The following is a 19,307-nucleotide window of genomic DNA, read 5'->3' on the forward strand; positions in this document are numbered from 1 at the left end:
TTGGCGCTTTTTTACAAGCCTGCGCCTTTTGTTTTTACTTTGTTATACGCGTTTATACGCGTTCGATCACGACAGCAATCCCCTGCCCCACGCCGATGCACATGGTGCACAGCGCATAGCGCCCGCCCGTGCGTTCCAGCTGGTTCAGGGCCGCCAGCACCAGGCGCGCGCCCGATGCGCCCAGCGGGTGGCCGATGGCGATCGCGCCGCCATTCGGATTCACGTGGGCCGCATCGTCAGCCAGACCCAGGTCGCGCGTGACGGCCAGGGCCTGCGCCGCAAACGCCTCATTGAGTTCGATGACGTCCATCTGCTCGATGGTCAATCCCGTCTGCGCCAGCACCTTGCGCGACGCGGGCGAAGGGCCAAAGCCCATGATGCGCGGCGCCAGGCCGGCCGTGGCCATGCCCAGCACTTTTGCACGCGGCGTCAGCTTGTATTTGTCGACGGCGGCGGCGGACGCCAGCAGGATGGCGCAAGCGCCGTCGTTCAAGCCCGAGGCATTGCCGGCCGTGACCGTGCCATCCGGCTTGACCACGCCCTTGAGCTTTGCCAGCATCTCCAGCGAGGTATCGGGACGCGGATGTTCGTCACTGGTGACCATCTTAGGATCGCCCTTTTTCTGCGGCACGGCGACGGGCACGATTTCGCGCTCGAACACGCCGACAGCATGGGCGGCGGCCCAGCGCTGCTGGCTGCGCAAGGCTAGACCATCCTGGTCGGCGCGGCTGATGCCGAACTCCACGGCCACGTTTTCCGCCGTTTCCGGCATGGTGTCGATACCGTACTGCGCCTTCATCTTGCCGTTCACAAAACGCCAGCCCAGGGTCGTGTCTTCGATTTTCGCCGCGCGCGAAAACGCGCTGTCGGCCTTGCCCATCACGAACGGCGCGCGCGTCATGCTTTCCACGCCGCCGGCGATGATCAGCTCAGCTTCGCCCGCCTTGATCGAGCGCGCCGCCAGGCCCACGGCATCCAGGCTGGAGCCGCACAGGCGATTGATGGTATTGGCCGGCACGTCGACCGGCAAGCCGGCCAGCAGCGCGGCCATGCGGCCCACGTTGCGGTTGTCTTCGCCCGCTTGGTTGGCGCAGCCGTAGAACACGTCGTCGATGGCGGACCAGTCGACGGACGGGTTGCGGGCGATCAGCGCGGCGATCGGCAGCGCGCCCAGGTCATCAGCGCGTACGCTGGACAGCGCGCCGCCGTAGCGGCCAAACGGGGTACGTACGGCGTCACAGATAAAGGCTTCGTTCATGTCTGCTTCCTTGTTCGGGCTATCAGGAGAAAATCTTCGGGCGCTGGTCGACCACGCGGCGGGCCTTGCCCGTCAAGGTGCGCTCGATGCCGGCGGCGGCCACCAGGCGCACGCGGGTGCTCACGCCCACGTGGGTCTTGATGCGGTGTTCCAGCTCGCGCGCCAGCGCGTCCGTTTCGCTGGCCGAGATGGTGGCGGTCAGGTCGATACGCAATTCGGCGATCACTTCCAGTTTGTCGAGGTGGCCGTCGCGCGTCACCACCAGCTGGTATTGCGGCGCCAGGCGCGGCATCTTGAGGATCAGCTCTTCGATCTGTGTGGGGAAGACGTTCACGCCGCGGATGATCAGCATGTCGTCCGAGCGGCCCGTGATCTTGCCGATGCGGCGCATCGAGCGCGACGTCGGCGGCAGCAAACGGGTCAGGTCGCGCGTGCGGTAGCGGATGATGGGCAACGCTTCTTTCGACAAAGAGGTAAACACCAGTTCGCCCTCTTCGCCGTCCGGCAGCACTTCGCCCGTTTCCGGGTCGATGATCTCCGGGTAGAAATGGTCTTCCCAGATGACGGGACCGTCCTTGCTTTCGATGCACTCGGATGCCACGCCAGGACCCATTACTTCGGACAGGCCGTAGATATCGACGGCGTCGATGCCGGCGCGCGCTTCGATCTCCGAACGCATGGCGTCCGTCCACGGCTCGGCGCCGAAGATGCCCACCTTCAGCGACGATTCCGCCGGGTCCAGGCCCTGGCGCGTGAATTCCTCGATGATGTTGAGCATGTACGATGGCGTGACCATGATGATCGAAGGCTTGAAATCCTGGATCAGCTGCACCTGCTTTTCCGTCTGCCCGCCGGACATCGGGATGACCGTGCAGCCCAAACGCTCAGCGCCATAGTGCGCACCCAGGCCGCCCGTGAACAGGCCGTAGCCGTAGGAGATATGCACCATGTCGCCGGCGCGCCCGCCGCCTGCACGGATCGAACGCGCCACCACGTTGGCCCAGGTATCGATGTCGTTCTGCGTGTAGCCGACCACCGTGGCCTTGCCCGTGGTACCGCTCGACGCGTGGATGCGCACCACTTGCTCGCGTGGCACGGCGAACAGGCCGAACGGGTAATTGTCGCGCAAGACCTTCTTATCGGTGAACGGGAATTTGGCCAGGTCCGCCAGGGATTTGAGGTCGTCCGGATGCACGCCCGCTTCGTCAAAAGCGGCGCGGTAATGGGGCACGTTGTCATACGCGTGCTTGAGCGTCCATTTCATGCGTTCGAGCTGCAGCGCCTGCAGTTCATCCTTGCTGGCGCGCTCGATCGGCTCGAGGTCATTCGGGGAAGGCGTACGTTGGACCATCATTGTCTCCTGTTTAATTCTTTAACTGTTCAATCGGTACTGGCAGTTCAAACCTGCTCTTGTCACTTCAATTGCTGATCACTTCACCGGCCACGCGGATCGACTTGCCGCGGAAGAGCGCAATGGCGCGGCCTTCCTGATTGCTGACCTTGACGTCATAAACGCCGCTCTTGCCGGCCAGCGCCTGTTCGACGGCGTGCGCCGTCAGCACGTCGCCTTCGCGGCCCGGCGCCAGATAGTCGATGGTGCAGCCGGCGCCCACGGTATTCATGTTGTAGCTGTTGCAGGCAAAGGCGAAGGCGCTGTCGGCCAGGGCGAAGATGAAACCGCCGTGGCAGGTCTGGTGGCCGTTGAGCATGTCGGCGCGCACCGTCATCGTCATGCGCGCATGGCCGGGCCCCACGCCGGCCAGGGAGATGCCCATGGCGGCGGTGGCGTTATCGCGCGACAGCATCGAGGCGGCGGCCGCTTCGGCCAGGGCTTGCGCGGTCATGTTGTGGTCCTTATTTGACATATCATTCGGCATGAAACGGTACTCCATTGGCGAGTTTGCGGCGCAGCAGCGGCGAGACCCGGTAGCGGTCTTCGCCATAGCCCAGCGCCAGGTGCTGCAATACGTTCACGATGTGCTGGACGCCGACGGCATCGGCCCAGGCCAGCGGTCCGCGCGGATAGTTGACGCCCTTCTGCATGGCGATATCGACGGCGGCCACCGTGCATACGCCCTGGTTGACGGCGTCGGCCGCTTCGTTGGCCAGCATGGCGACCGTGCGCATGACGGCCAGGCCAGGCACGTCGTCCAGGCGCGTGACGATGAAACCGGCCGCCTGGAACAGGCCGACGACGGCCGCGTAGGCGGCGTCGCTGCACTGGTCGGCACGGGCCACGGCGATGCGTTTGGCACCGGCGTAATCGAGCGCCAGGTCGAACAGCACCGTATCCGGATGCTGGTTGTCGTGCGCGCGCTGGGTGGCGCTGCGGCCATCGGTCAGGTAAATCGCGGCGCCATGGCAATGCAGGGCCGGCGCTTCGTCGTGCGATTGCCCTTCCTGCATCACGCGGCGGCTGACGGTGATGCCCGCCTGCTCCAGGCGCTGCACCAGGCTGTGGATGATGCCGCTGTGGCCACGGCCATCGCCGCCGATGGCGGCCGACAGGGCGACGAATTCGGGCTTCGGCTGCGCGCTTTCCGCCTGCGCCACAGGCGCGCTGGCGCCTTCGCCATACGGGTAGAAGCCGCGGCCCGATTTGCGGCCGAGAAAACCGGCGTTGACCATTTCCTGTTGCAGCACGGATGGCGTGAAACGCGGGTCGTTGAAATAGGCGCCGAACACGGATTGCGTGACGGAGAAATTCACGTCGTGGCCAATCAGGTCCATCAATTCGAAGGGCCCCATGCGGAAACCGCCCGCTTCGCGCAGCACCGCGTCGATGGTGGCGGCATCGCCCGCCTGCTCGTTCAACAGGCGCCAGCCTTCCGCGTAAAACGGACGGGCGACACGGTTGACGATGAAGCCGGGCGTCGATTTCGCATGCACGGGGTTCTTGCCCCAGGCGATGGACGTGTCGTAGACGGTGGCGGCCACCTGCTCGCTGGTGGCCAGGCCACTGATCACTTCGACCAGCGCCATCAGGGGCACGGGATTAAAGAAATGCATGCCGACCAGGCGTTCCGGGCGGCGCAGTTTGGCGGCAATCGCCGTGACGGAAATCGACGAGGTGTTCGTCGCCAGGATGCAGTCGTCGCCGACCAGCGCTTCGAGTTCGGCGAACAGGCCGCGCTTGACGTCGAGGTTTTCCACGATGGCTTCCACCACCAGGGCGCAATCGCTCACATCGGCCAGGCTGCCGGCCGCCTGCAGGCGCGCCGTGGCGGCCGTGGCTTCGTCTGCCGTCATGCGCCCCTTCTCGGCCAGCTTCGCGTACATCTTGCCGATGTCGAGCAAGGCCTTGCTGACGGCTTCCGCGCGCGTATCGTACAGTTTGACGCGATAGCCGGCGGCGGCCGCCACCTGCGCGATGCCGGCGCCCATGGCGCCGCTGCCGATGACGGCGACGATACTGTTGTTGTCCAGAGCTGCCATATCAATGTCCCTTGAATTGCGGTGCGCGCTTTTCCATGAAGGCGGCCACGCCTTCGCGGTAATCGTCGCTGTTACCGAGATCGCTCATCATGCGCGCTTCCAGCGCCAGCTGCTGCGGCAAGGTATTGGCGCCGCTGGCGGCCAGCGCCTGCTTGGTGTAGGCCAGGCCCTTGGTCGGCGCCGTGGAAAAGTGCACGGCCAGCTTGCGCGTTTCCTGCGCCAGTTCTGCATCCTCGACGCATTTCCAGATCAGGCCCCAGTCTTCCGCTTTTTCCGCCGTCAGTTTTTCACCGAGCATGGCCAGTCCCATGGCGCGCGCCGAACCGATCAAACGTGGCAGGAAGAAGGTGCCGCCCGTGTCCGGGATCAGGCCCAGCTTGCAGAACACTTCGACGAAACTGGCCGACTTGCCGGCGATGACGATGTCGCAGGCCAGCGCCAGGTTGGCGCCCGCGCCGGCAGCCACGCCGTTGACGGCGCAGATCACGGGCATGGGCAAAGCCTTCAAGGCCAGCACCAGCGGCGCATAGTTCTTTTCCACCGATTCGCCCAGGTCCACGCCCTTCGAACCCGGCTCCACGGCGCGGTCGGACAAATCCTGACCCGCGCAAAAGCCGCGGCCCGCGCCCGTCAATACGAACACGCGCACAGTGCTGTCCGCATTGACTTTCGCAATCGCGTCGCGCACTTCCTCGTGCATGGCTTGCGTAAAGCTATTGAGCTTGTCGGGACGGTTCAGGGTCAGGGTGGCGATGCCCTGCTCGATGGTGAAGAGGATGTTTTGGTAGGTCATGGCGTGTCTCGTCTACGTTTATTTTTAACCCAGGTGCCAGTGCCGGGGTCAGACCTTAAGGTCTGACCCCAGATGTTGTTTGGGGTCTGCGTTTACTCTGCCTGGTCGAAATCGACAATCACCTTGTCGGTGACAGGAAAACTCTGGCAGCTGAGGACAAAACCGCGCGCCACTTCGTAGTCTTCCAGCGCGTAGTTGACGTCCATTTCGACCTTGCCGTCGAGGATCTTGCAGCGGCAGGTCGAGCATACGCCGCCCTTGCACGAGTAGCGCATGTCCAGCCCGGCGCGCAGGCCCGCGTCGAGGATGGATTCCTTGTCCTTGTCCATCGTGAAGGTGGTGTGGTTGCCGTCCATGATGACGGTCACTTCCGTTTCCTGCACGGCGTCGGCGGCCAACTGGGCGCGCGGCTTGTGGGCATTTTTCGGGATGCTGGCGGCGAACAGTTCGATCTTGATGTTCTGCTTGGGCATGCCGGCCGCCTGCAGGGCGGCGGAGACGCCCAGCATCATGTCTTCCGGGCCGCAGATAAACGCATTGTCGTAGTCTTCGACCTTGATCCAGTGCTGCAGGAATTGCTCGCATTTTTCCTGGGTGATGCGGCCGTTGAACAATTCGATGTCCTGCTGCTCGCGGCTCATCACGTACACGAGGTTCAGACGCTCGAGGTAGACATCCTTCAAGTCCGTCAATTCTTCCTTGAAGATGACGGACGACGAGGCGCGGTTACCGTAGAACAAAGTGAAGCGGCTCAGGGGTTCCGTCAGCAGGGTCGTCTTGATGATGGAGAGGATGGGCGTGATGCCGCTGCCGGCCGCAAAGGCCAGGTAGTGCTTGCGGTTGACACAATCGAGCGGCACGTTGAAGTGCCCCATGGGCGGCATCACCTCGATGGTGGCGCCAGCTTTCAGGGTGTCGTTCGCCCAGGTCGAGAAGGCGCCGCCGGGCGTGCGCTTGATGGCCACGCGCAGGGTGCCGTCCTGCACCGCCGAACAGATCGAGTACGAGCGGCGCACGTCTTCCGCATTGATATTGGCGCGCAGGGTCAGGTGCTGGCCCTGCTGGAAACGGAACTGCTGCTGCAGCTCGGCAGGCACGTCGAACGTGACGGCGATGGTGTCGCGCGTTTCGTTGCGCACGTTGGCCACGGACAGCGGATAAAATTTACTCATGCTTCATCTCCAGTTTCTTCGGAACGTGTGCCTGATTTTTTTTAGTGGCACTTGAAGTAGTCAAACGGTTCGCGGCAATCGATGCATTTGTACAGGGCCTTGCACGGCGTGGAGCCGAACTGGCTGGTCAGCTGTGTGTGCGTCGAGCCGCAGTTCGGGCAGATCACGTCCAGTTTCGGCATGGCCTGGCGCTTGACGCCGCCACGCAGGCCGCTGATATCGATCACCTGCTGCTGCGGCGGGGCGATGCCATAGCCTTTCAGCTTGGCCTTGCCCGATTCGCTCATCCAATCCGTCGTCCAGGCGGGCGCCAGCTGGTTCACCAAGGTCACCTTGGCCACGCCATGGCTGCGCAAGGCCTCCGTGACGGCGTCGGCGATCACCTGCATCGCCGGACAGCCCGAATACGTGGGCGTGATCGTCACGATGCACGCATCGCTATCCGTGACTTCGACGGCGCGCACGATGCCCAGGTCCACCACCGAAATGACGGGGATTTCCGGGTCCGGCACGTCGCCGAGCCAGGCCCAAACCTGGGCGGCGTCCAGCGCCGCGGCGCCAGCGACCGTGTTCATTACCACTCCGCCCCGGGATAGGCGCGCTGCAGGAACTGCATCTCGGCCAGAATAAAACCCAGGTGTTCCGTGTGCGTGCCCTGCTTGCCGCCTTTTTGCATCCAGGCGTCGGGCGCCGGCATGGTCAAGGTAGCTTCGGCGAAGATCTCGGCCACGTGTTCGAGGAAAGCGCGGCGCAGCACGTCCGATGGCGGCGCGATGCCGGCGGCGACCATGGCCTGGTCGACGGCGTCGTACGTGAACATCTCGCCCGTGTACATCCACAGCTTGTCGGCGGCGGCCTGCGTCTTCGCGTGGCTGTCGGCCGTGCCATCGCCGAGGCGCACGATCAGGTCGCCGCTACGGCGCAAGTGATAAGTGACTTCCTTGATCGACTTTTGCGCCACTTCGACGATGCGTGCATCCGCTGATTTCGTCAGTTCCAGCAGCTGGAAGTAATGCCAGCTGTCGAAAAAGAACTGGCGCATCATGGTGTCGGCGTAATTGCCGTTCGGCTGTTCGGCCAGCAGGCAGTTCTTGAAGTCGTGGGCGTCGCGCAAAAAGGCGATGTCGTCCTCGTCGCGGCCCGCGTTTTCCAGTTCGGCCGCATAGCTGAACCACAAGCGCGTCTGGCCCAGCAAGTCCAGCGCCACATTGGTCAGCGCCATGTCTTCTTCCAGCGCCGGCCCCTTGCCGCACAGCTGCGACAGCTGCTGGCTGAGGATCAGGGCGTTATCGCCCAGGCGCAAGAGGTAATTGACCTTGTCATCCATTGCAGGCGCTCCCATCACAGGTTCTTGACTTCTTCCGGCATCGGGAAGAAGGTGGGATGGCGGTACACCTTGCTGTTCGACGGTTCGAACAGGGCGCCCTTGTCGCCGGGGCTGCTGGCGACGATATCGGCCGCGCGCACCACCCAGATGCTCACGCCTTCATTGCGGCGCGTGTAGACGTCGCGCGCATGGTTGACCGCCATGGTGGCGTCGGACGCGTGCAGGCTACCCACATGCTTGTGCGCCAGGCCGTGCTGGCTGCGGATGAAAACTTCCCACAATGGCCATTCTTTGCTCATGTTGCTATCCCCTATCTGTCTTATGTATTTACGCTGCCGCTTTGTTAGCAGCTTGCTTGTCTGCATACGCGACCAAGGCATCGCGGAACCATGCGCCGTCTTCATACGCTTTGACGCGCGTTTGCAGGCGTTCGCGGTTGCACGGGCCATTGCCCTTCAGGACGTTGTTGAACTCGGACCAGTCGATCTCGCCGAATTCATAGTGGCCCGTCTCCGCATTGAACTTCAGGTCGGGATCGGGCACGGTCAAGCCCAGGTATTCGATTTGCGGCACGGTCTGGTCGACCATGCGCTGGCGCAGTTCATCGTTCGAAAACAGCTTGATACGCCATTGCGCCGACTGGGCGCTGTTGACGGAGGCGGCGTCCGACGGGCCGAACATCATCAGGGATGGCCACCACCAGCGGTTCAGCGCATCCTGCGCCATGGCTTTCTGCTCGGGCGTGCCCTTGCACAGCGACATCATGATGTCGTAGCCCTGGCGCGCATGGAACGATTCTTCCTTGCACACGCGAATCATGGCGCGCGCATATGGACCGTATGAGCAGCGGCACAGGGGAATCTGGTTGATGATGGCGGAGCCGTCAACGAGCCAGCCGATGGCGCCCATGTCGGCCCACGACAGGGTCGGATAGTTGAAGATGCTCGAATATTTGGCTTTGCCCGAGTGCAAGGCGGCCAGCAAGTCGTCGCGCGATACGCCTAACGTTTCCGCAGCGCTGTACAGGTACAGGCCATGGCCCGCTTCGTCCTGGATCTTCGCCAGCAGGATCGACTTGCGTTTCAGGGTCGGCGCGCGCGTGACCCAGTTACCTTCGGGCAATTGGCCGACGATTTCCGAGTGCGCGTGCTGCGAAATCTGGCGGATCAGGGTCTTGCGGTAGGCGTCCGGCATCCAGTCCTTGGCCTCGATCTTGATGCCTTCGTCGATGCGCGCCTGGAAAGCGCGCTCTTCTTGACCCATGTCGTCGAGGGAACGGACGTTCTTGAGGCCGGTTTCAACCATTTGTGCGTACATGATGTGTCTCCCATGTCTTTGATTTTGCGCAGCAACGCGGTGCGATGAACAGATAATACGATACAAAAAACGATTTGCATACACTTGATATGAATCATTTTAAAATTTCGTATCTTGTGCAGCTTTTTTGTGCGTATGATATTGCTTATGAGAAAACACTATGGAGCGCCACCAGCGCTTCCGGCAAATTATTGCCGCGCTACCCGCGCAGCCAAGTAAACTGCTGCTTTTATTGATTCGACCGCAACACGGCCAGACCGGAACCACATGAAGAACACCCGCTGCACGGCATGGATAGCCGATTTCCTGGAAAGCGACCCACCGCGCTCGAAGTCCCTGGTGATGACCATCTTTGGCGACGCCATCGTGCCACGCGGCGGCGCCATCTGGCTGGGCAGCCTGATCGAACTGCTGGCGCCATTCGGCGTCAATGACCGCTTATTGCGCACCAGCGTGTTCCGCCTGGCGCAGGAAGGCTGGCTCAGCTCGCAGCGCGATGGCCGCCGCAGTGCCTATACGATACGCCCGGAGGCGCTGGCCCGCTTCGAACGTGCCTACCGCCGCATCTATGCGCCGCTGGTCGTGCATTGGGATGGCAGCTGGACCCTGGTGATCGGACCGGCCGGCAGCATCGGCGCGGCCGAGCGGGGAGCGCTGCGCAAGGAATTATTGTGGGCCGGCTATGGTTTGATTTCTCCCGGCATCTTTGGCCACCCCGCCAGCAATGCGGAAGCGCTGGAAGATATCCTCGTGCGCAACGAGGTGCAGGGCAAGCTGTACGTCTGCCACACCACGGAATTGCCGGGCGTGAGCACGCGCCCCCTGCGCGACATGGTGGGCGACTGCTGGGACTTGTCGGAAGTGATGGCTGGCTACGAAAAATTCATCGCCAGCTTCCAGCCGCTGCTGACCCTGCTGCAGGAAGAACCCGTGTTCGACGCGGAGCAGGCGTTCGTCATCCGCTCGCTGCTGACGCACGCCTACCGCCGCGTGCAGTTGCACGACCCGCAAATGCCCGTCGAACTGCTGCCCGAACCATGGCCCGGCACGCAAGCGTATACGCTGGCGCGCGACCTGTACCGCATCACGTATGCGGCGGCCGAGGAACATATCCTGGCCACCTTGCGGCGCGAGGATGCGCAGGCGCCGGACGTCGAGCCGTGGTTTTTTGAACGTTTCGGCGGCCTGACTACTTGAACGTCTGAAAAATGTTCAGGGCCAGGCGCGTGGCCACAGGCAGTACGACTAGTACGCCAAGGCAACGCAACGCCGCCATGGACATTTGCTCAGGCGTTCACTGCTTCGCCACTACTTGCTTGGCCCCTGCCAGCAAATCCTGCCCCAGCTTTTCCAGCGCGTTGGCCTGCACCAGCATGGTGTCGAGGATGGCGACGTTGAACGTGTATTCGGCCGGCGTCGTATAGCCGGGGAAACGTATGATGCGCAGCAATTCCTGCAAGGTCGTGCCCTTGCCCAGGTGCGCCAGGGCGTCGCTGAGGGCGCTGACTTTCTTTTCCAGTTCGCGTATGTGTTTGCCGTTGTCATCCATGATGATCTCCCCGTGTTGGAGCTTCCACGTTAGCAAAGCACGTCCGTCATCGCTTGCGCCAGCACAAAGGCCACCGCAAAACAGGTATCATCGCGCCATTGCACACGATGCAAAACCCATACGTTTTTATCAGGAACACTCATGACCATTAAAATCAGCCAGCAATTCGACGCCGGCGCGATCGAGGTGCTGCGCGCCGACGATGCCCAATCCATCGAGCTGAACATCCGCAAGGATTCCCACGCCGACATCACGCAGTGGTTTTACTTCCGCCTGCAAGGCGCGCAAGGCGAGGCGTGCACGATCCGCTTCATGAACGCAGGCAAGTCGGCCTACCCGGACGGCTGGAAAGATTACCAGGCCGTCGCCAGCTACGACCGCGAAACCTGGTTCCGCGTGCCGACCAGCTTTGACGGCACCGTGATGACGATCGAACATACGCCCGAAGAAGAAAGCGTGTACTACGCCTATTTCGAGCCGTACCCATGGGACCGCCACCTGGCCCTGATCGACAGCGCGCAAGCGTCGCCGCTGGTGCGCCTGATCGACCTGGGCAGCACCGTCGAAGGCCGCGATATGAATCTGCTGGTGGTCGGCGACGCCGATGCCGAGAAAAAAGTCTGGGTCATCGCGCGCCAGCATCCCGGTGAAACGATGGCCGAATGGTTTGTCGAAGGCATGCTCGAAGCCTTGCTGGACCAGGCCAATCCGTTTGCCCGCCAGTGCCTGCAGGACGCCGTCTTCTACGTGGTGCCGAACATGAACCCGGACGGTTCCGTGCATGGCAACCTGCGCACCAACGCGGCCGGCGCCAACCTGAACCGCGAATGGATGACGCCGACGATGGAGCGCAGCCCGGAAGTATTCCTGGTGAAACAGAAAATGCATGAAATCGGCTGCGACCTGTTCCTCGACGTGCATGGCGACGAAGGTTTGCCTTACGTCTTCGTGGCCGGCAGCGATGCGCTGGAAAATTTCACGCCAGCACAAAAGGCCGAGCAAGACCGCTTCATCGCCGACTTCAAGGTGGCCAGCCCCGACTTCCAGGATGAGCACGGCTACGAAGACGGCCCGTTCACGCCGGAAGTGCTGACCATGGGTTCGCCCCATATCACGCACGCCTTCGGCTGCCTGTCGCTGACCCTGGAATTGCCGTTCAAGGACAATGCCAACGATCCCGACCCGCAAACGGGCTGGAGCGGCGCCCGCAGCGCCGCCCTGGGTGCGGCCGTGCTGCAGCCTATCCTGTCCACCTTGCGCGCCTGAACGCCAGGGCTAGACCGGCCCGCTTGATCCCATGCCCCGCTCGCCGGGGCATTTTTTTGCCCGCGCGGCAAGCGTTGCTGGTCCGGTGATTTTTTGCGCGAACATCTTGCCTGTCAGAAATTATCGTCCTACACTGGACAACAAAATCGGACCGTGCCCTTCTGCGCGGCCCCTCAAGAATACGCCGCTGGCCACCTCGCCGGCGCCCTGCAGTGCGCATCCATGGCATTGCCCTTGACATCACGGCCCCATACCTGCCGAGCTAGCTCTCTGTAACGCACACTGACCGCATCAGCATCAGCATCGTCACGGACGGACGCCGCCTGTCCGCAGGACGATGCCCAGCGCACGCTTTCCGCTTTCCGCCAAGGATGAATACCCTATGTCCAAGCTTAAAATCAGTACCCGCCTGGCCTTCAGTTTCGGCCTGATCATTGTCCTGCTTATCATGGTGGCATTTGTTTCAATCAGCCGCATCCGCAATATCAATGCCTCGACGGAAAAAATCCTCAATGACCGCTATGCCAAGGTCATGCTGTCCAATGCGATACAGTCCGAGGTCAATATCCAGGCTCGCCTCCTGAGCATCGCCATCATCGGCGCCAACGATGCCGATGAAGTCAGCAGTTCCGTGGCCAAGGTACAGGCGTCGGTCAAAAAGAACGTGGAACTGCTGGCGCGCCTGAAAGTCCTGGTCAACACGCCCAAGGGGCAGGAGCTGTTCCAGGCCGTGGCGAACGGCCACGAAGGCTATGGCAAGACGCGCGATGCGAATATCAAGCTGTTACAAGAAGGCAAATCGGAAACGGCGGGCATTTTCCTGCTGACGCAGCTGCGTTATCCGCAAGAAAAATTCCTGACGGCACTGGCGGCCATGGCCAGCTTCCAGGAATCGCTGATGGAAAGCGAAGGCAAGCAAGCCGGCGCCGATGGGCGCATGGCCATCATCCTGAGCCTGTCCCTGTCGAGCGCCGCGACGGCCATTGCCATCGCGCTGGCCATCCTGATCAGCCGCTCGATCAGCCGCCCCATAGCCGAAGCCGTCAAGGTGGCGCAACGGGTGGCTGCCGGCGACTTGTCGGTCACCATCGACGCGCGCGGCAACGATGAAACGGGCCTGCTGCTGCGGGCCTTGAAAGAGATGAATGACAATCTGCAAGGCATCGTGGCGCGGGTGCGCCATGGCACGGATGCCATCGCCCACGGCTCGCGTGAAATCGCCTCCGGCAATATGGACCTGTCGTCGCGCACGGAACAGCAAGCCAGCTCGCTGGAAGAAACGGCCTCGTCGATGGAGGAACTGACGTCCACCGTCAAGCAGAATGGCGAAAACGCGCGCCAGGCCAACCAGATGGCGCAATCGGCCTCCAGCGTGGCCAGCAAGGGCGGTCAGGTAGTGGCGGAAGTGATCACGACCATGGACTCCATCAATGCCTCGTCGAAGAAAATCGTCGACATCATCGGTGTCATCGACGGCATTGCTTTCCAGACCAATATCCTGGCCCTGAATGCGGCCGTGGAAGCGGCCAGGGCGGGCGAGCAGGGACGGGGCTTTGCCGTGGTCGCCACGGAAGTGCGCAACCTGGCCCACCGCTCTGCCTCCGCCGCGAAGGAAATCAAGATCCTCATCGACAACTCCGTGCACCAGGTCAACCTAGGCAGCAGCCTCGTGAACCAGGCGGGCAGCACCATGGAAGAGATCGTCAGCAGCGTGCGGCGCGTCACGGACATCATGGCCGAGATCACGTCCGCCAGCAACGAGCAGGAAACGGGCATTGAACAGATCAACCAGGCCATCACGGAAATGGATGCGGTGACACAGCAAAATGCGGCCCTCGTGGAAGAGGCCGCCGCCGCGTCCGAAGCCCTGCAGGATCAGGCGGGCATCCTGGCCGAAGCCGTCAGCGTGTTCAAGCTCGACGGCACGCAGGCGCTGCCGCCGGCGCAGGTGCAAGCCATCCGCGCTCCGGCCCGCGCGCCAGCCAAGCCGGCCGCCGCGCCGCGCGTTACGGCAGCGCTCGCGAGGAAAGCAGGCAAGGCGGGCACCCTGGCCGTGGTCGCCGATGCCGAGTGGGAACAGTACTAAGGCAGGACCTGCCGCAAGGCATACATCAGCCTGCGCCTCAGCCGCCCGCCACCACCATGCTCTCGATGAGGATGGACCCCGTCTCTTTGGTGCCGCGGCGCAAGGCGTCGGCGCCCACGGCCACGATGTTGCGCAGCATGTCCTTCATGTTGCCGGCGATGGTGATTTCTTCCACCGGGTATTGAATGACGCCGTTTTCGACCCAGAAACCGGAGGCGCCGCGCGAATAGTCGCCCGTCACGTAATTGGTTCCTTGCCCCATCAGTTCCGTCACCAGCAAGCCCGTGCCCAACTTTTTCAGCATGGCGACAAAATCGTCGCTGGCGGCCGTCAGCTTGGAGGTCAGGTACAGATTGTGCGAACCGCCCGCGTTGCCCGTCGTCTGCATGCCCAGCTTGCGGGCCGTGTAAGTCGACAGGAAATAGCCTTGCACCAGGCCATCCTTGACGACGTCGCGGCTGACGGTTTTCACGCCCTCTTCATCGAACGGCGCCGAACCGACGCCGCCGATCACGTGCGGGTCTTCGAAGATCTGCACATGCGACGGCAGCACTTGCGTGCCCAGCGAGTCGTTCAGAAACGTGGACTTGCGGTACAGGGCGCCGCCCGAGGTCGCTTGCACATAAGTACCGAGCAAACCGGCCGCCAGCGGCGCCTCGAACAGCACGGGGCAAGTACGCGTGCCGAGTTTACGCGCATTCAGGCGCGACAGGGCGCGCTCGGCGGCGTAGCGGCCGATGGCTTCCGGGCTCGACATTTTGGACGCGTCGCGCACGGATGAATACCAGTCGTCGCGCTGCATCTTGGCGCCCTTGCCGGCGATGGGCGCCACGGACAGGGTGTGGCGCGAAAACGGGTAGCCGCCGATGAAGCCGCGCGAATTGGCGGACACAAAGTGCGATTGCTGCACGTGCACGCTGGCGCCCTCGCTGTTGGTGATGCGCGGGTCGACGGCGAACGCGGCCGCTTCGGCCCGCTGGGCCAGTGCGACGGCTTCCTCGGTGGAAATGAGCCACGGATAGAACAGTTGCAAGTCGCGGGGGGACATTTCCAGCATGTCCGCGTCGGCCAGGCCCGCGCAATCGTCCTCGGCCGTGAAGCGGGCGATGTTGTAGGCCGCGTCCACCGTGGCGCGCAGGGCGGACGGCGAAAAGTCGGAGGTGCTGGCATTGCCGCGCTTCTTGCCGACAAACACGGTCACGCCCATGCCCTTGTCCTTGTTTTGCTCGATCGTCTCGATCTTGCCTTTTCGTACAGAAACGGACAGGCCACCGCCTTCGCTGACTTCGACGGCAGCGTCGGTGCCGCCCGCTTCCCGCGCAAAAGACAACACATCACGGGCCAGTTGCTGCAATTGCTCTTGACTATGGGTAAATACGGAGTCGTTCATGCGCTGTTTTCTTCGGAAAGCCGCTAAAAAGGTTATCATAGCAGTCGTTTACAGTTTACAGGAGCGGTCCACAAGTCCTCTCCCGCCTTATATATCATGCCAAATCCAAACCGGGGAGCTTGCGGCTTCCAATCGACCGAATTCGAACAGGAATATGAACGTCCGTCGAAATCGGAACTCAAACGCCAGATGACCGTCCTGCAAAAGCTGGGCGAAGAACTCGTCAATGAAGCACGCGACCGCGTCAAGCGCGTCCCGATGCCGGAAGACGTGCGCGACGCCATTCTCGAATGCCAGCAAATCAAGGATCACGAAGGCCGCCGCCGCCAGCTGCAATACGTGGGCAAGAAGATGCGCACTCTGGATGAAGAAGAAGTTGCCGCCATCCAACGCACCATCGATAGCTGGAAAGGCTTGTCGAAAGCCGACACGGCCAATATGCACGCGATGGAACGCCGCCGCGACAAGCTGTTGACGGACGACAAGGCGTTGACCGTCTTGCTGTCGGAAAACCCGGAACTGGACGTGCAGCACCTGCGCACCCTGATCCGCAATGCCCGCAAGGAGCAAGCCGAGAACAAGCCGCCAAAAGCCTACCGTGAAATCTTCCAGATTTTGAAAGAGATCGCCAAGAAGAAAAACGGCGGCAAGAAAGATGCCGACGAAGATGACGTTGAAGGCGAAGACGACGAGTAAAAAACTGGGGTCTGACCCCAGCATTGACGAAAAACCGGGATCAGCCCGGTTTTTTTACGACATAGACAGGTGCCCCATGACCACGATAGAAGACGAATTGATTATCGGCCTCGTGTCGATCTCGGACCGCGCCAGCGGCGGCGTATATGAAGACCTGGGCATCCCGGCCCTGGAAAGCTGGCTGTCCGCCGCCATCCGCACGCCTTTCCGACTGGAAAAGCGGTTGATCCCGGACGAGCGCTCGCAGATTGAAAACACCCTGATCGACATGGTCGACCTGAGCCACTGCCATCTGATCCTGACGACGGGTGGCACGGGACCGGCGCGGCGCGACGTCACGCCGGACGCCACCTTGTCCGTCGGGACCAAGGAAATGCCCGGTTTCGGCGAACAGATGCGCCAGATCAGCCTGCAATTCGTGCCGACGGCGATCCTGTCGCGCCAGGTGGCCGTGATCCGCGAAACGCCCGAGCGCGCCGCCCTGATCATGAACTTGCCGGGCCAGCCGAAAGCCATCAAGGAAACCCTGGAAGGCTTGAAAGACGCCGCTGGCGTGCAACTGGTGAACGGCATCTTTGCCGCCGTGCCATATTGCATCGACCTCATCGGTGGCCCCTACATGGAAACCGATCCGGCCATCTGCAAGGCCTTCCGCCCCAAATCGGCGCTGCGTCCGGCGCAACCATTACCAGAGGAAAACACATGAGCAACTTGCTGGAAACCATAGAACTCGACAGCGCACCGAATCCTACCGTCGCCATCATCTGGATGCACGGCCTGGGCGCAGACGGCAACGACTTCGTTCCTCTGGTAAAAGAACTCGATTTGCGCGGCTGCCCCGCCATCCGCTTCATTTTCCCCAGCGCCGGCACCATGCCCGTCACCATCAACAACGGTTATGTGATGCGCGCCTGGTACGACATTCTCGTGAACGACCTCGTGCGCCGCGAAGATGAGGCTGGCTTGCGTGCCTCGCAGGCGCAGATCGAAGCGCTGATCGCGCGCGAAAAGGCGCGCGGCATTCCCGCCAGCCGCATCATCCTGGCCGGCTTCTCGCAAGGCTGCGCCATGACCTTGCAAACGGGCTTGCGCCACGCGGAACCGCTGGCCGGCCTGATGTGCCTGTCCGGCTATCTGCCGCTGGCCGACAAGACGGCAGCCGAGCGCACGCCGGCAAGCCTGCAGACGCCGGTCTTCATGGCGCACGGCACGGCCGACCCCGTGGTACCGGTAGCCCGCGCACAGCAGTCGCGCGACTTGCTCACCGGCATGGGTTACAAGGTGGAGTGGCGCGAGTACATGATGCAGCACTCGCTGTGCCAGGAAGAAATCGACGCCATCGGCGCGTGGCTGAAAAAAGTGCTGGCCTAAAATAAACAGGCGCGGTGTGCGCCGCGCCTGTTGTCTTGCGAAACGCCGGGAACGATCAGTTCGCCGGCGTTTTTTCATTCCATATTTTCAACATGTCGGGCGACGCTTCCGAGCGGATGCCGTTGTCCGTCAGTATCGATTCCGTCGCTGCCAGCATGTCCTTGCGGGGCACGACGACCATTTCCGCATCGCGCTGCTGGAAGCGGAACGTCAGCAAGTCATCGGTCTGGTCGCGCAGCAAAGCCACCAGGTGCGCCAGGCTGCGCACGCGCACGCCATTGACGGAATCGACGACCGAGAAGAAACGGGTACTGTAGCCATTCATCAGCTTGTGCGGGAAGAATGGCGCGGCGATCACCACCAGCTCTTCGCGCTCGCTATCGGGCGCATCGCCGCGCCGCGTGGCCAGCGGATTGCCGGCAAACGCCATGCCGCCCAGGATCGCCGGGTTGCCATTCGGCGCCGCCATGAATTCCGTGGTGGCGCGCGAAAACACCATCGGGCCGAAGATGAAATAGGACGGGTAATTGCCCTGCAGCCCGGCGATCAGCATCGGATGCGCGGCCGAGACGGGTACCTTGATTTTCAGGGGCGCGCCCTGGCGCACCACCGTCAGCGGCAATTCGCCGTCTTTCGCCAGCTGCTGCACCCGGTACTGGAAGCGCACGCGGCTATTGGCATTCAGCTTGACCATGCCCTGGTTGTCGATGGGGAAATCGCCGATATGCGTGATAACATCCCATTCCTTGAGCGGATAGCCGGCATCCTTGCTGGCCGGCGACATCACGACGGCCCCCTCGACGCCCTTGGCCAGCTTCAGATAGGTGCGCAGCGCGGGATTTTCCAGCGTTTGCGTCACGTCGCGCATGGCCGGCTTGCCCTTGGGCGCGCCACTCTCCTGGTCGCGCAGGAACAGCTCGATTTCCTCGTTGGGAATGATGTAGCCGATGTTTTGCGCATTGAGCATGCCGGCAAAGGCCAGGCCGATCATCTTGTCGCCGGCAATCACGGGGCCGCCGCTATTGCCCGGGTTGATGGCCGCATCGATCTGGATGCGCAGGCCGGAGACGGGGAAGTTGTAGCGCACGAATTCGATGCGCGAGACGATGCCCTTGGTGATCGATAGCGACGTGCCGCCCGTCGGATAGCCATACGCGAGCACGGCATCGCGCACGTCGGGCAAGACATTGGCGCGCGGCACGGCTTTGTGGCTGGCGAAAAAACTGTCGTCGTCGATTTGCAGCAAGGCCAGGTCCATGCCGCGCGAGATGGCCAGCACGGTCGCCGGGATCTTGTCGCCGGCGCCGTTGGCCTGGATCTGCACCTGGCTGGCATAGCCGACCACGTGCGCATTGGTGAGGATGCGGCGGCCTTCGATGACAACCCCGGAGCCCGTCACCTCTTGCGGCGCGGCCTTGCTCCACGGCTTGTACGGATCAGGCCCGCGCAGGGTGGAAAACACCTTGACGACGGAGTTTTCCAGGGCGGAAGCACTGGCGCTGGCAGCCGTCTCGGCGGCAAGCGCACGCACCGTCATCAAGGGGCAAAAAGAAAGGGCCAGCGCCAGGAAGGCGCGGCCCATCAGGGTGAAGCACGGACGAGTTTTCATTGAGCTTGTTGGCAATGGAAGGGAAGTAAAATTATATA

The 19,307-nt window shown here is 62.3% G+C and carries 19 protein-coding genes; 6 read left to right on the top strand and 13 right to left on the bottom strand.

Annotated features, from left to right (window positions below; genetic code table 11):
• Positions 1 to 52 precede the first annotated feature (52 nt).
• The 10 genes from pcaF to paaA form a co-directional block, all read right to left on the bottom strand.
• Complete coding sequence (gene pcaF / locus V3C40_RS08470) at positions 53 to 1,258, bottom strand: 3-oxoadipyl-CoA thiolase (protein ID WP_331777157.1); 1,206 nt, start codon at positions 1,256 to 1,258, stop codon at positions 53 to 55.
• Between the two features lie 22 nt (positions 1,259 to 1,280).
• Positions 1,281 to 2,609: a phenylacetate--CoA ligase PaaK gene (paaK, locus tag V3C40_RS08475; protein ID WP_034746368.1), complete on the bottom strand. Its 1,329-nt coding sequence runs from the start codon at positions 2,607 to 2,609 to the stop codon at positions 1,281 to 1,283.
• A 67-nt stretch (positions 2,610 to 2,676) separates the two neighbouring features.
• Positions 2,677 to 3,102 carry a hydroxyphenylacetyl-CoA thioesterase PaaI gene (gene paaI / locus V3C40_RS08480; RefSeq protein WP_425324010.1) on the bottom strand — a complete coding sequence of 142 codons (426 nt, stop codon included), beginning with the start codon at positions 3,100 to 3,102 and terminating at the stop codon, positions 2,677 to 2,679.
• A gap of 22 nt (positions 3,103 to 3,124) precedes the next feature.
• A complete protein-coding gene (gene paaH, locus V3C40_RS08485; protein WP_331777158.1) occupies positions 3,125 to 4,693 on the bottom strand; it encodes a 3-hydroxyacyl-CoA dehydrogenase PaaH in 1,569 nt (522 codons plus the stop codon).
• Position 4,694: 1 nt separating this feature from the next.
• A complete protein-coding gene (paaG, locus tag V3C40_RS08490) occupies positions 4,695 to 5,486 on the bottom strand; it encodes a 2-(1,2-epoxy-1,2-dihydrophenyl)acetyl-CoA isomerase PaaG (RefSeq protein ID WP_034746364.1) in 792 nt (263 codons plus the stop codon).
• 92 nt (positions 5,487 to 5,578) lie between these two features.
• The gene (gene paaE / locus V3C40_RS08495; RefSeq protein ID WP_219327979.1) at positions 5,579 to 6,658 is read right to left on the bottom strand and encodes a 1,2-phenylacetyl-CoA epoxidase subunit PaaE; all 1,080 of its coding nucleotides are present in this window, start codon (positions 6,656 to 6,658) and stop codon (positions 5,579 to 5,581) included.
• A gap of 41 nt (positions 6,659 to 6,699) precedes the next feature.
• A complete protein-coding gene (gene paaD, locus V3C40_RS08500) occupies positions 6,700 to 7,233 on the bottom strand; it encodes a 1,2-phenylacetyl-CoA epoxidase subunit PaaD (RefSeq protein WP_072454984.1) in 534 nt (177 codons plus the stop codon).
• Positions 7,233 to 8,000: a 1,2-phenylacetyl-CoA epoxidase subunit PaaC gene (gene paaC, locus V3C40_RS08505; protein WP_257620220.1), complete on the bottom strand. Its 768-nt coding sequence runs from the start codon at positions 7,998 to 8,000 to the stop codon at positions 7,233 to 7,235. Before paaC ends, paaD begins: the two co-directional genes overlap by 1 nt.
• On the bottom strand, positions 8,000 to 8,284 hold the full coding sequence (gene paaB, locus V3C40_RS08510) for a 1,2-phenylacetyl-CoA epoxidase subunit PaaB (protein WP_034746356.1): 285 nt from the start codon (positions 8,282 to 8,284) through the stop codon (positions 8,000 to 8,002). The genes paaC and paaB overlap by 1 nt, the downstream gene beginning before the upstream one ends.
• Positions 8,285 to 8,312: 28 nt before the next feature.
• Positions 8,313 to 9,302 (bottom strand): 1,2-phenylacetyl-CoA epoxidase subunit PaaA, encoded by a 990-nt coding sequence (gene paaA / locus V3C40_RS08515; RefSeq protein WP_034746354.1) that lies wholly within the window; start codon positions 9,300 to 9,302, stop codon positions 8,313 to 8,315.
• A 267-nt stretch (positions 9,303 to 9,569) separates the two neighbouring features.
• Here paaA and paaX point away from each other — a divergent pair, with 267 nt between their 5' ends.
• The gene (paaX, locus tag V3C40_RS08520; RefSeq protein WP_331777159.1) at positions 9,570 to 10,499 is read left to right on the top strand and encodes a phenylacetic acid degradation operon negative regulatory protein PaaX; all 930 of its coding nucleotides are present in this window, start codon (positions 9,570 to 9,572) and stop codon (positions 10,497 to 10,499) included.
• A gap of 97 nt (positions 10,500 to 10,596) precedes the next feature.
• On the opposite strand, the gene V3C40_RS08525 is transcribed toward paaX, so the two are convergent.
• Positions 10,597 to 10,851: a hypothetical protein gene (locus tag V3C40_RS08525; RefSeq protein WP_331777160.1), complete on the bottom strand. Its 255-nt coding sequence runs from the start codon at positions 10,849 to 10,851 to the stop codon at positions 10,597 to 10,599.
• 141 nt (positions 10,852 to 10,992) lie between these two features.
• Here V3C40_RS08525 and V3C40_RS08530 point away from each other — a divergent pair, with 141 nt between their 5' ends.
• Together V3C40_RS08530 and V3C40_RS08535 are read left to right on the top strand one after the other, a co-directional pair.
• Entirely contained in the window at positions 10,993 to 12,117 is a 1,125-nt protein-coding gene (locus tag V3C40_RS08530) for a M14 family metallopeptidase (protein WP_034746346.1), read from the top strand.
• A 382-nt stretch (positions 12,118 to 12,499) separates the two neighbouring features.
• Positions 12,500 to 14,203: a methyl-accepting chemotaxis protein gene (locus V3C40_RS08535; RefSeq protein WP_331777161.1), complete on the top strand. Its 1,704-nt coding sequence runs from the start codon at positions 12,500 to 12,502 to the stop codon at positions 14,201 to 14,203.
• 37 nt (positions 14,204 to 14,240) lie between these two features.
• Here the strand turns inward: V3C40_RS08535 and pmbA are convergent, their stop codons facing one another.
• The gene (gene pmbA, locus V3C40_RS08540; protein WP_219327983.1) at positions 14,241 to 15,593 is read right to left on the bottom strand and encodes a metalloprotease PmbA; all 1,353 of its coding nucleotides are present in this window, start codon (positions 15,591 to 15,593) and stop codon (positions 14,241 to 14,243) included.
• A 96-nt stretch (positions 15,594 to 15,689) separates the two neighbouring features.
• On the opposite strand from pmbA, the gene yjgA reads away from it, so the two are divergent.
• From yjgA to V3C40_RS08555, 3 genes are all read left to right on the top strand, one after another.
• Positions 15,690 to 16,289: a ribosome biogenesis factor YjgA gene (yjgA, locus tag V3C40_RS08545; RefSeq protein WP_034746337.1), complete on the top strand. Its 600-nt coding sequence runs from the start codon at positions 15,690 to 15,692 to the stop codon at positions 16,287 to 16,289.
• A 76-nt stretch (positions 16,290 to 16,365) separates the two neighbouring features.
• Positions 16,366 to 16,995 carry a molybdopterin adenylyltransferase gene (mog, locus tag V3C40_RS08550; protein WP_058048219.1) on the top strand — a complete coding sequence of 210 codons (630 nt, stop codon included), beginning with the start codon at positions 16,366 to 16,368 and terminating at the stop codon, positions 16,993 to 16,995.
• Complete coding sequence (locus tag V3C40_RS08555; protein ID WP_072454978.1) at positions 16,992 to 17,660, top strand: alpha/beta hydrolase; 669 nt, start codon at positions 16,992 to 16,994, stop codon at positions 17,658 to 17,660. The genes mog and V3C40_RS08555 overlap by 4 nt, the downstream gene beginning before the upstream one ends.
• Positions 17,661 to 17,715: 55 nt before the next feature.
• Here the strand turns inward: V3C40_RS08555 and V3C40_RS08560 are convergent, their stop codons facing one another.
• A complete protein-coding gene (locus tag V3C40_RS08560) occupies positions 17,716 to 19,269 on the bottom strand; it encodes a S1C family serine protease (RefSeq protein WP_331777162.1) in 1,554 nt (517 codons plus the stop codon).
• Between the last annotated feature and the right edge of the window lie 38 nt (positions 19,270 to 19,307).

Origin of the sequence: Janthinobacterium sp. LS2A, assembly GCF_036543145.1 — a bacterium.
In the GTDB taxonomy this organism is placed as follows: domain Bacteria; phylum Pseudomonadota; class Gammaproteobacteria; order Burkholderiales; family Burkholderiaceae_D; genus Janthinobacterium; species Janthinobacterium aestuarii.

What these genes read in the sequence shown, in the direction of transcription:
- paaC (WP_257620220.1), bottom strand. Translation starts at nt 8,000, where the DNA reads ATGGGAGCGCCTGCAATGGATGACAAGGTCAATTACCTCTTGCGCCTG.
- V3C40_RS08555 (WP_072454978.1), top strand. Translation starts at nt 16,992, where the DNA reads ATGAGCAACTTGCTGGAAACCATAGAACTCGACAGCGCACCGAATCCT.
- paaA (WP_034746354.1), bottom strand. Translation starts at nt 9,302, where the DNA reads ATGTACGCACAAATGGTTGAAACCGGCCTCAAGAACGTCCGTTCCCTC.
- paaK (WP_034746368.1), bottom strand. Translation starts at nt 2,609, where the DNA reads ATGGTCCAACGTACGCCTTCCCCGAATGACCTCGAGCCGATCGAGCGC.
- paaE (WP_219327979.1), bottom strand. Translation starts at nt 6,658, where the DNA reads ATGAGTAAATTTTATCCGCTGTCCGTGGCCAACGTGCGCAACGAAACG.
- V3C40_RS08530 (WP_034746346.1), top strand. Translation starts at nt 10,993, where the DNA reads ATGACCATTAAAATCAGCCAGCAATTCGACGCCGGCGCGATCGAGGTG.
- V3C40_RS08560 (WP_331777162.1), bottom strand. Translation starts at nt 19,269, where the DNA reads ATGAAAACTCGTCCGTGCTTCACCCTGATGGGCCGCGCCTTCCTGGCG.
- V3C40_RS08525 (WP_331777160.1), bottom strand. Translation starts at nt 10,851, where the DNA reads ATGGATGACAACGGCAAACACATACGCGAACTGGAAAAGAAAGTCAGC.
- paaG (WP_034746364.1), bottom strand. Translation starts at nt 5,486, where the DNA reads ATGACCTACCAAAACATCCTCTTCACCATCGAGCAGGGCATCGCCACC.
- yjgA (WP_034746337.1), top strand. Translation starts at nt 15,690, where the DNA reads ATGCCAAATCCAAACCGGGGAGCTTGCGGCTTCCAATCGACCGAATTC.
- paaH (WP_331777158.1), bottom strand. Translation starts at nt 4,693, where the DNA reads ATGGCAGCTCTGGACAACAACAGTATCGTCGCCGTCATCGGCAGCGGC.
- paaX (WP_331777159.1), top strand. Translation starts at nt 9,570, where the DNA reads ATGAAGAACACCCGCTGCACGGCATGGATAGCCGATTTCCTGGAAAGC.
- mog (WP_058048219.1), top strand. Translation starts at nt 16,366, where the DNA reads ATGACCACGATAGAAGACGAATTGATTATCGGCCTCGTGTCGATCTCG.
- V3C40_RS08535 (WP_331777161.1), top strand. Translation starts at nt 12,500, where the DNA reads ATGTCCAAGCTTAAAATCAGTACCCGCCTGGCCTTCAGTTTCGGCCTG.
- pmbA (WP_219327983.1), bottom strand. Translation starts at nt 15,593, where the DNA reads ATGAACGACTCCGTATTTACCCATAGTCAAGAGCAATTGCAGCAACTG.
- paaD (WP_072454984.1), bottom strand. Translation starts at nt 7,233, where the DNA reads ATGAACACGGTCGCTGGCGCCGCGGCGCTGGACGCCGCCCAGGTTTGG.
- paaI (WP_425324010.1), bottom strand. Translation starts at nt 3,102, where the DNA reads ATGACCGCGCAAGCCCTGGCCGAAGCGGCCGCCGCCTCGATGCTGTCG.
- paaB (WP_034746356.1), bottom strand. Translation starts at nt 8,284, where the DNA reads ATGAGCAAAGAATGGCCATTGTGGGAAGTTTTCATCCGCAGCCAGCAC.
- pcaF (WP_331777157.1), bottom strand. Translation starts at nt 1,258, where the DNA reads ATGAACGAAGCCTTTATCTGTGACGCCGTACGTACCCCGTTTGGCCGC.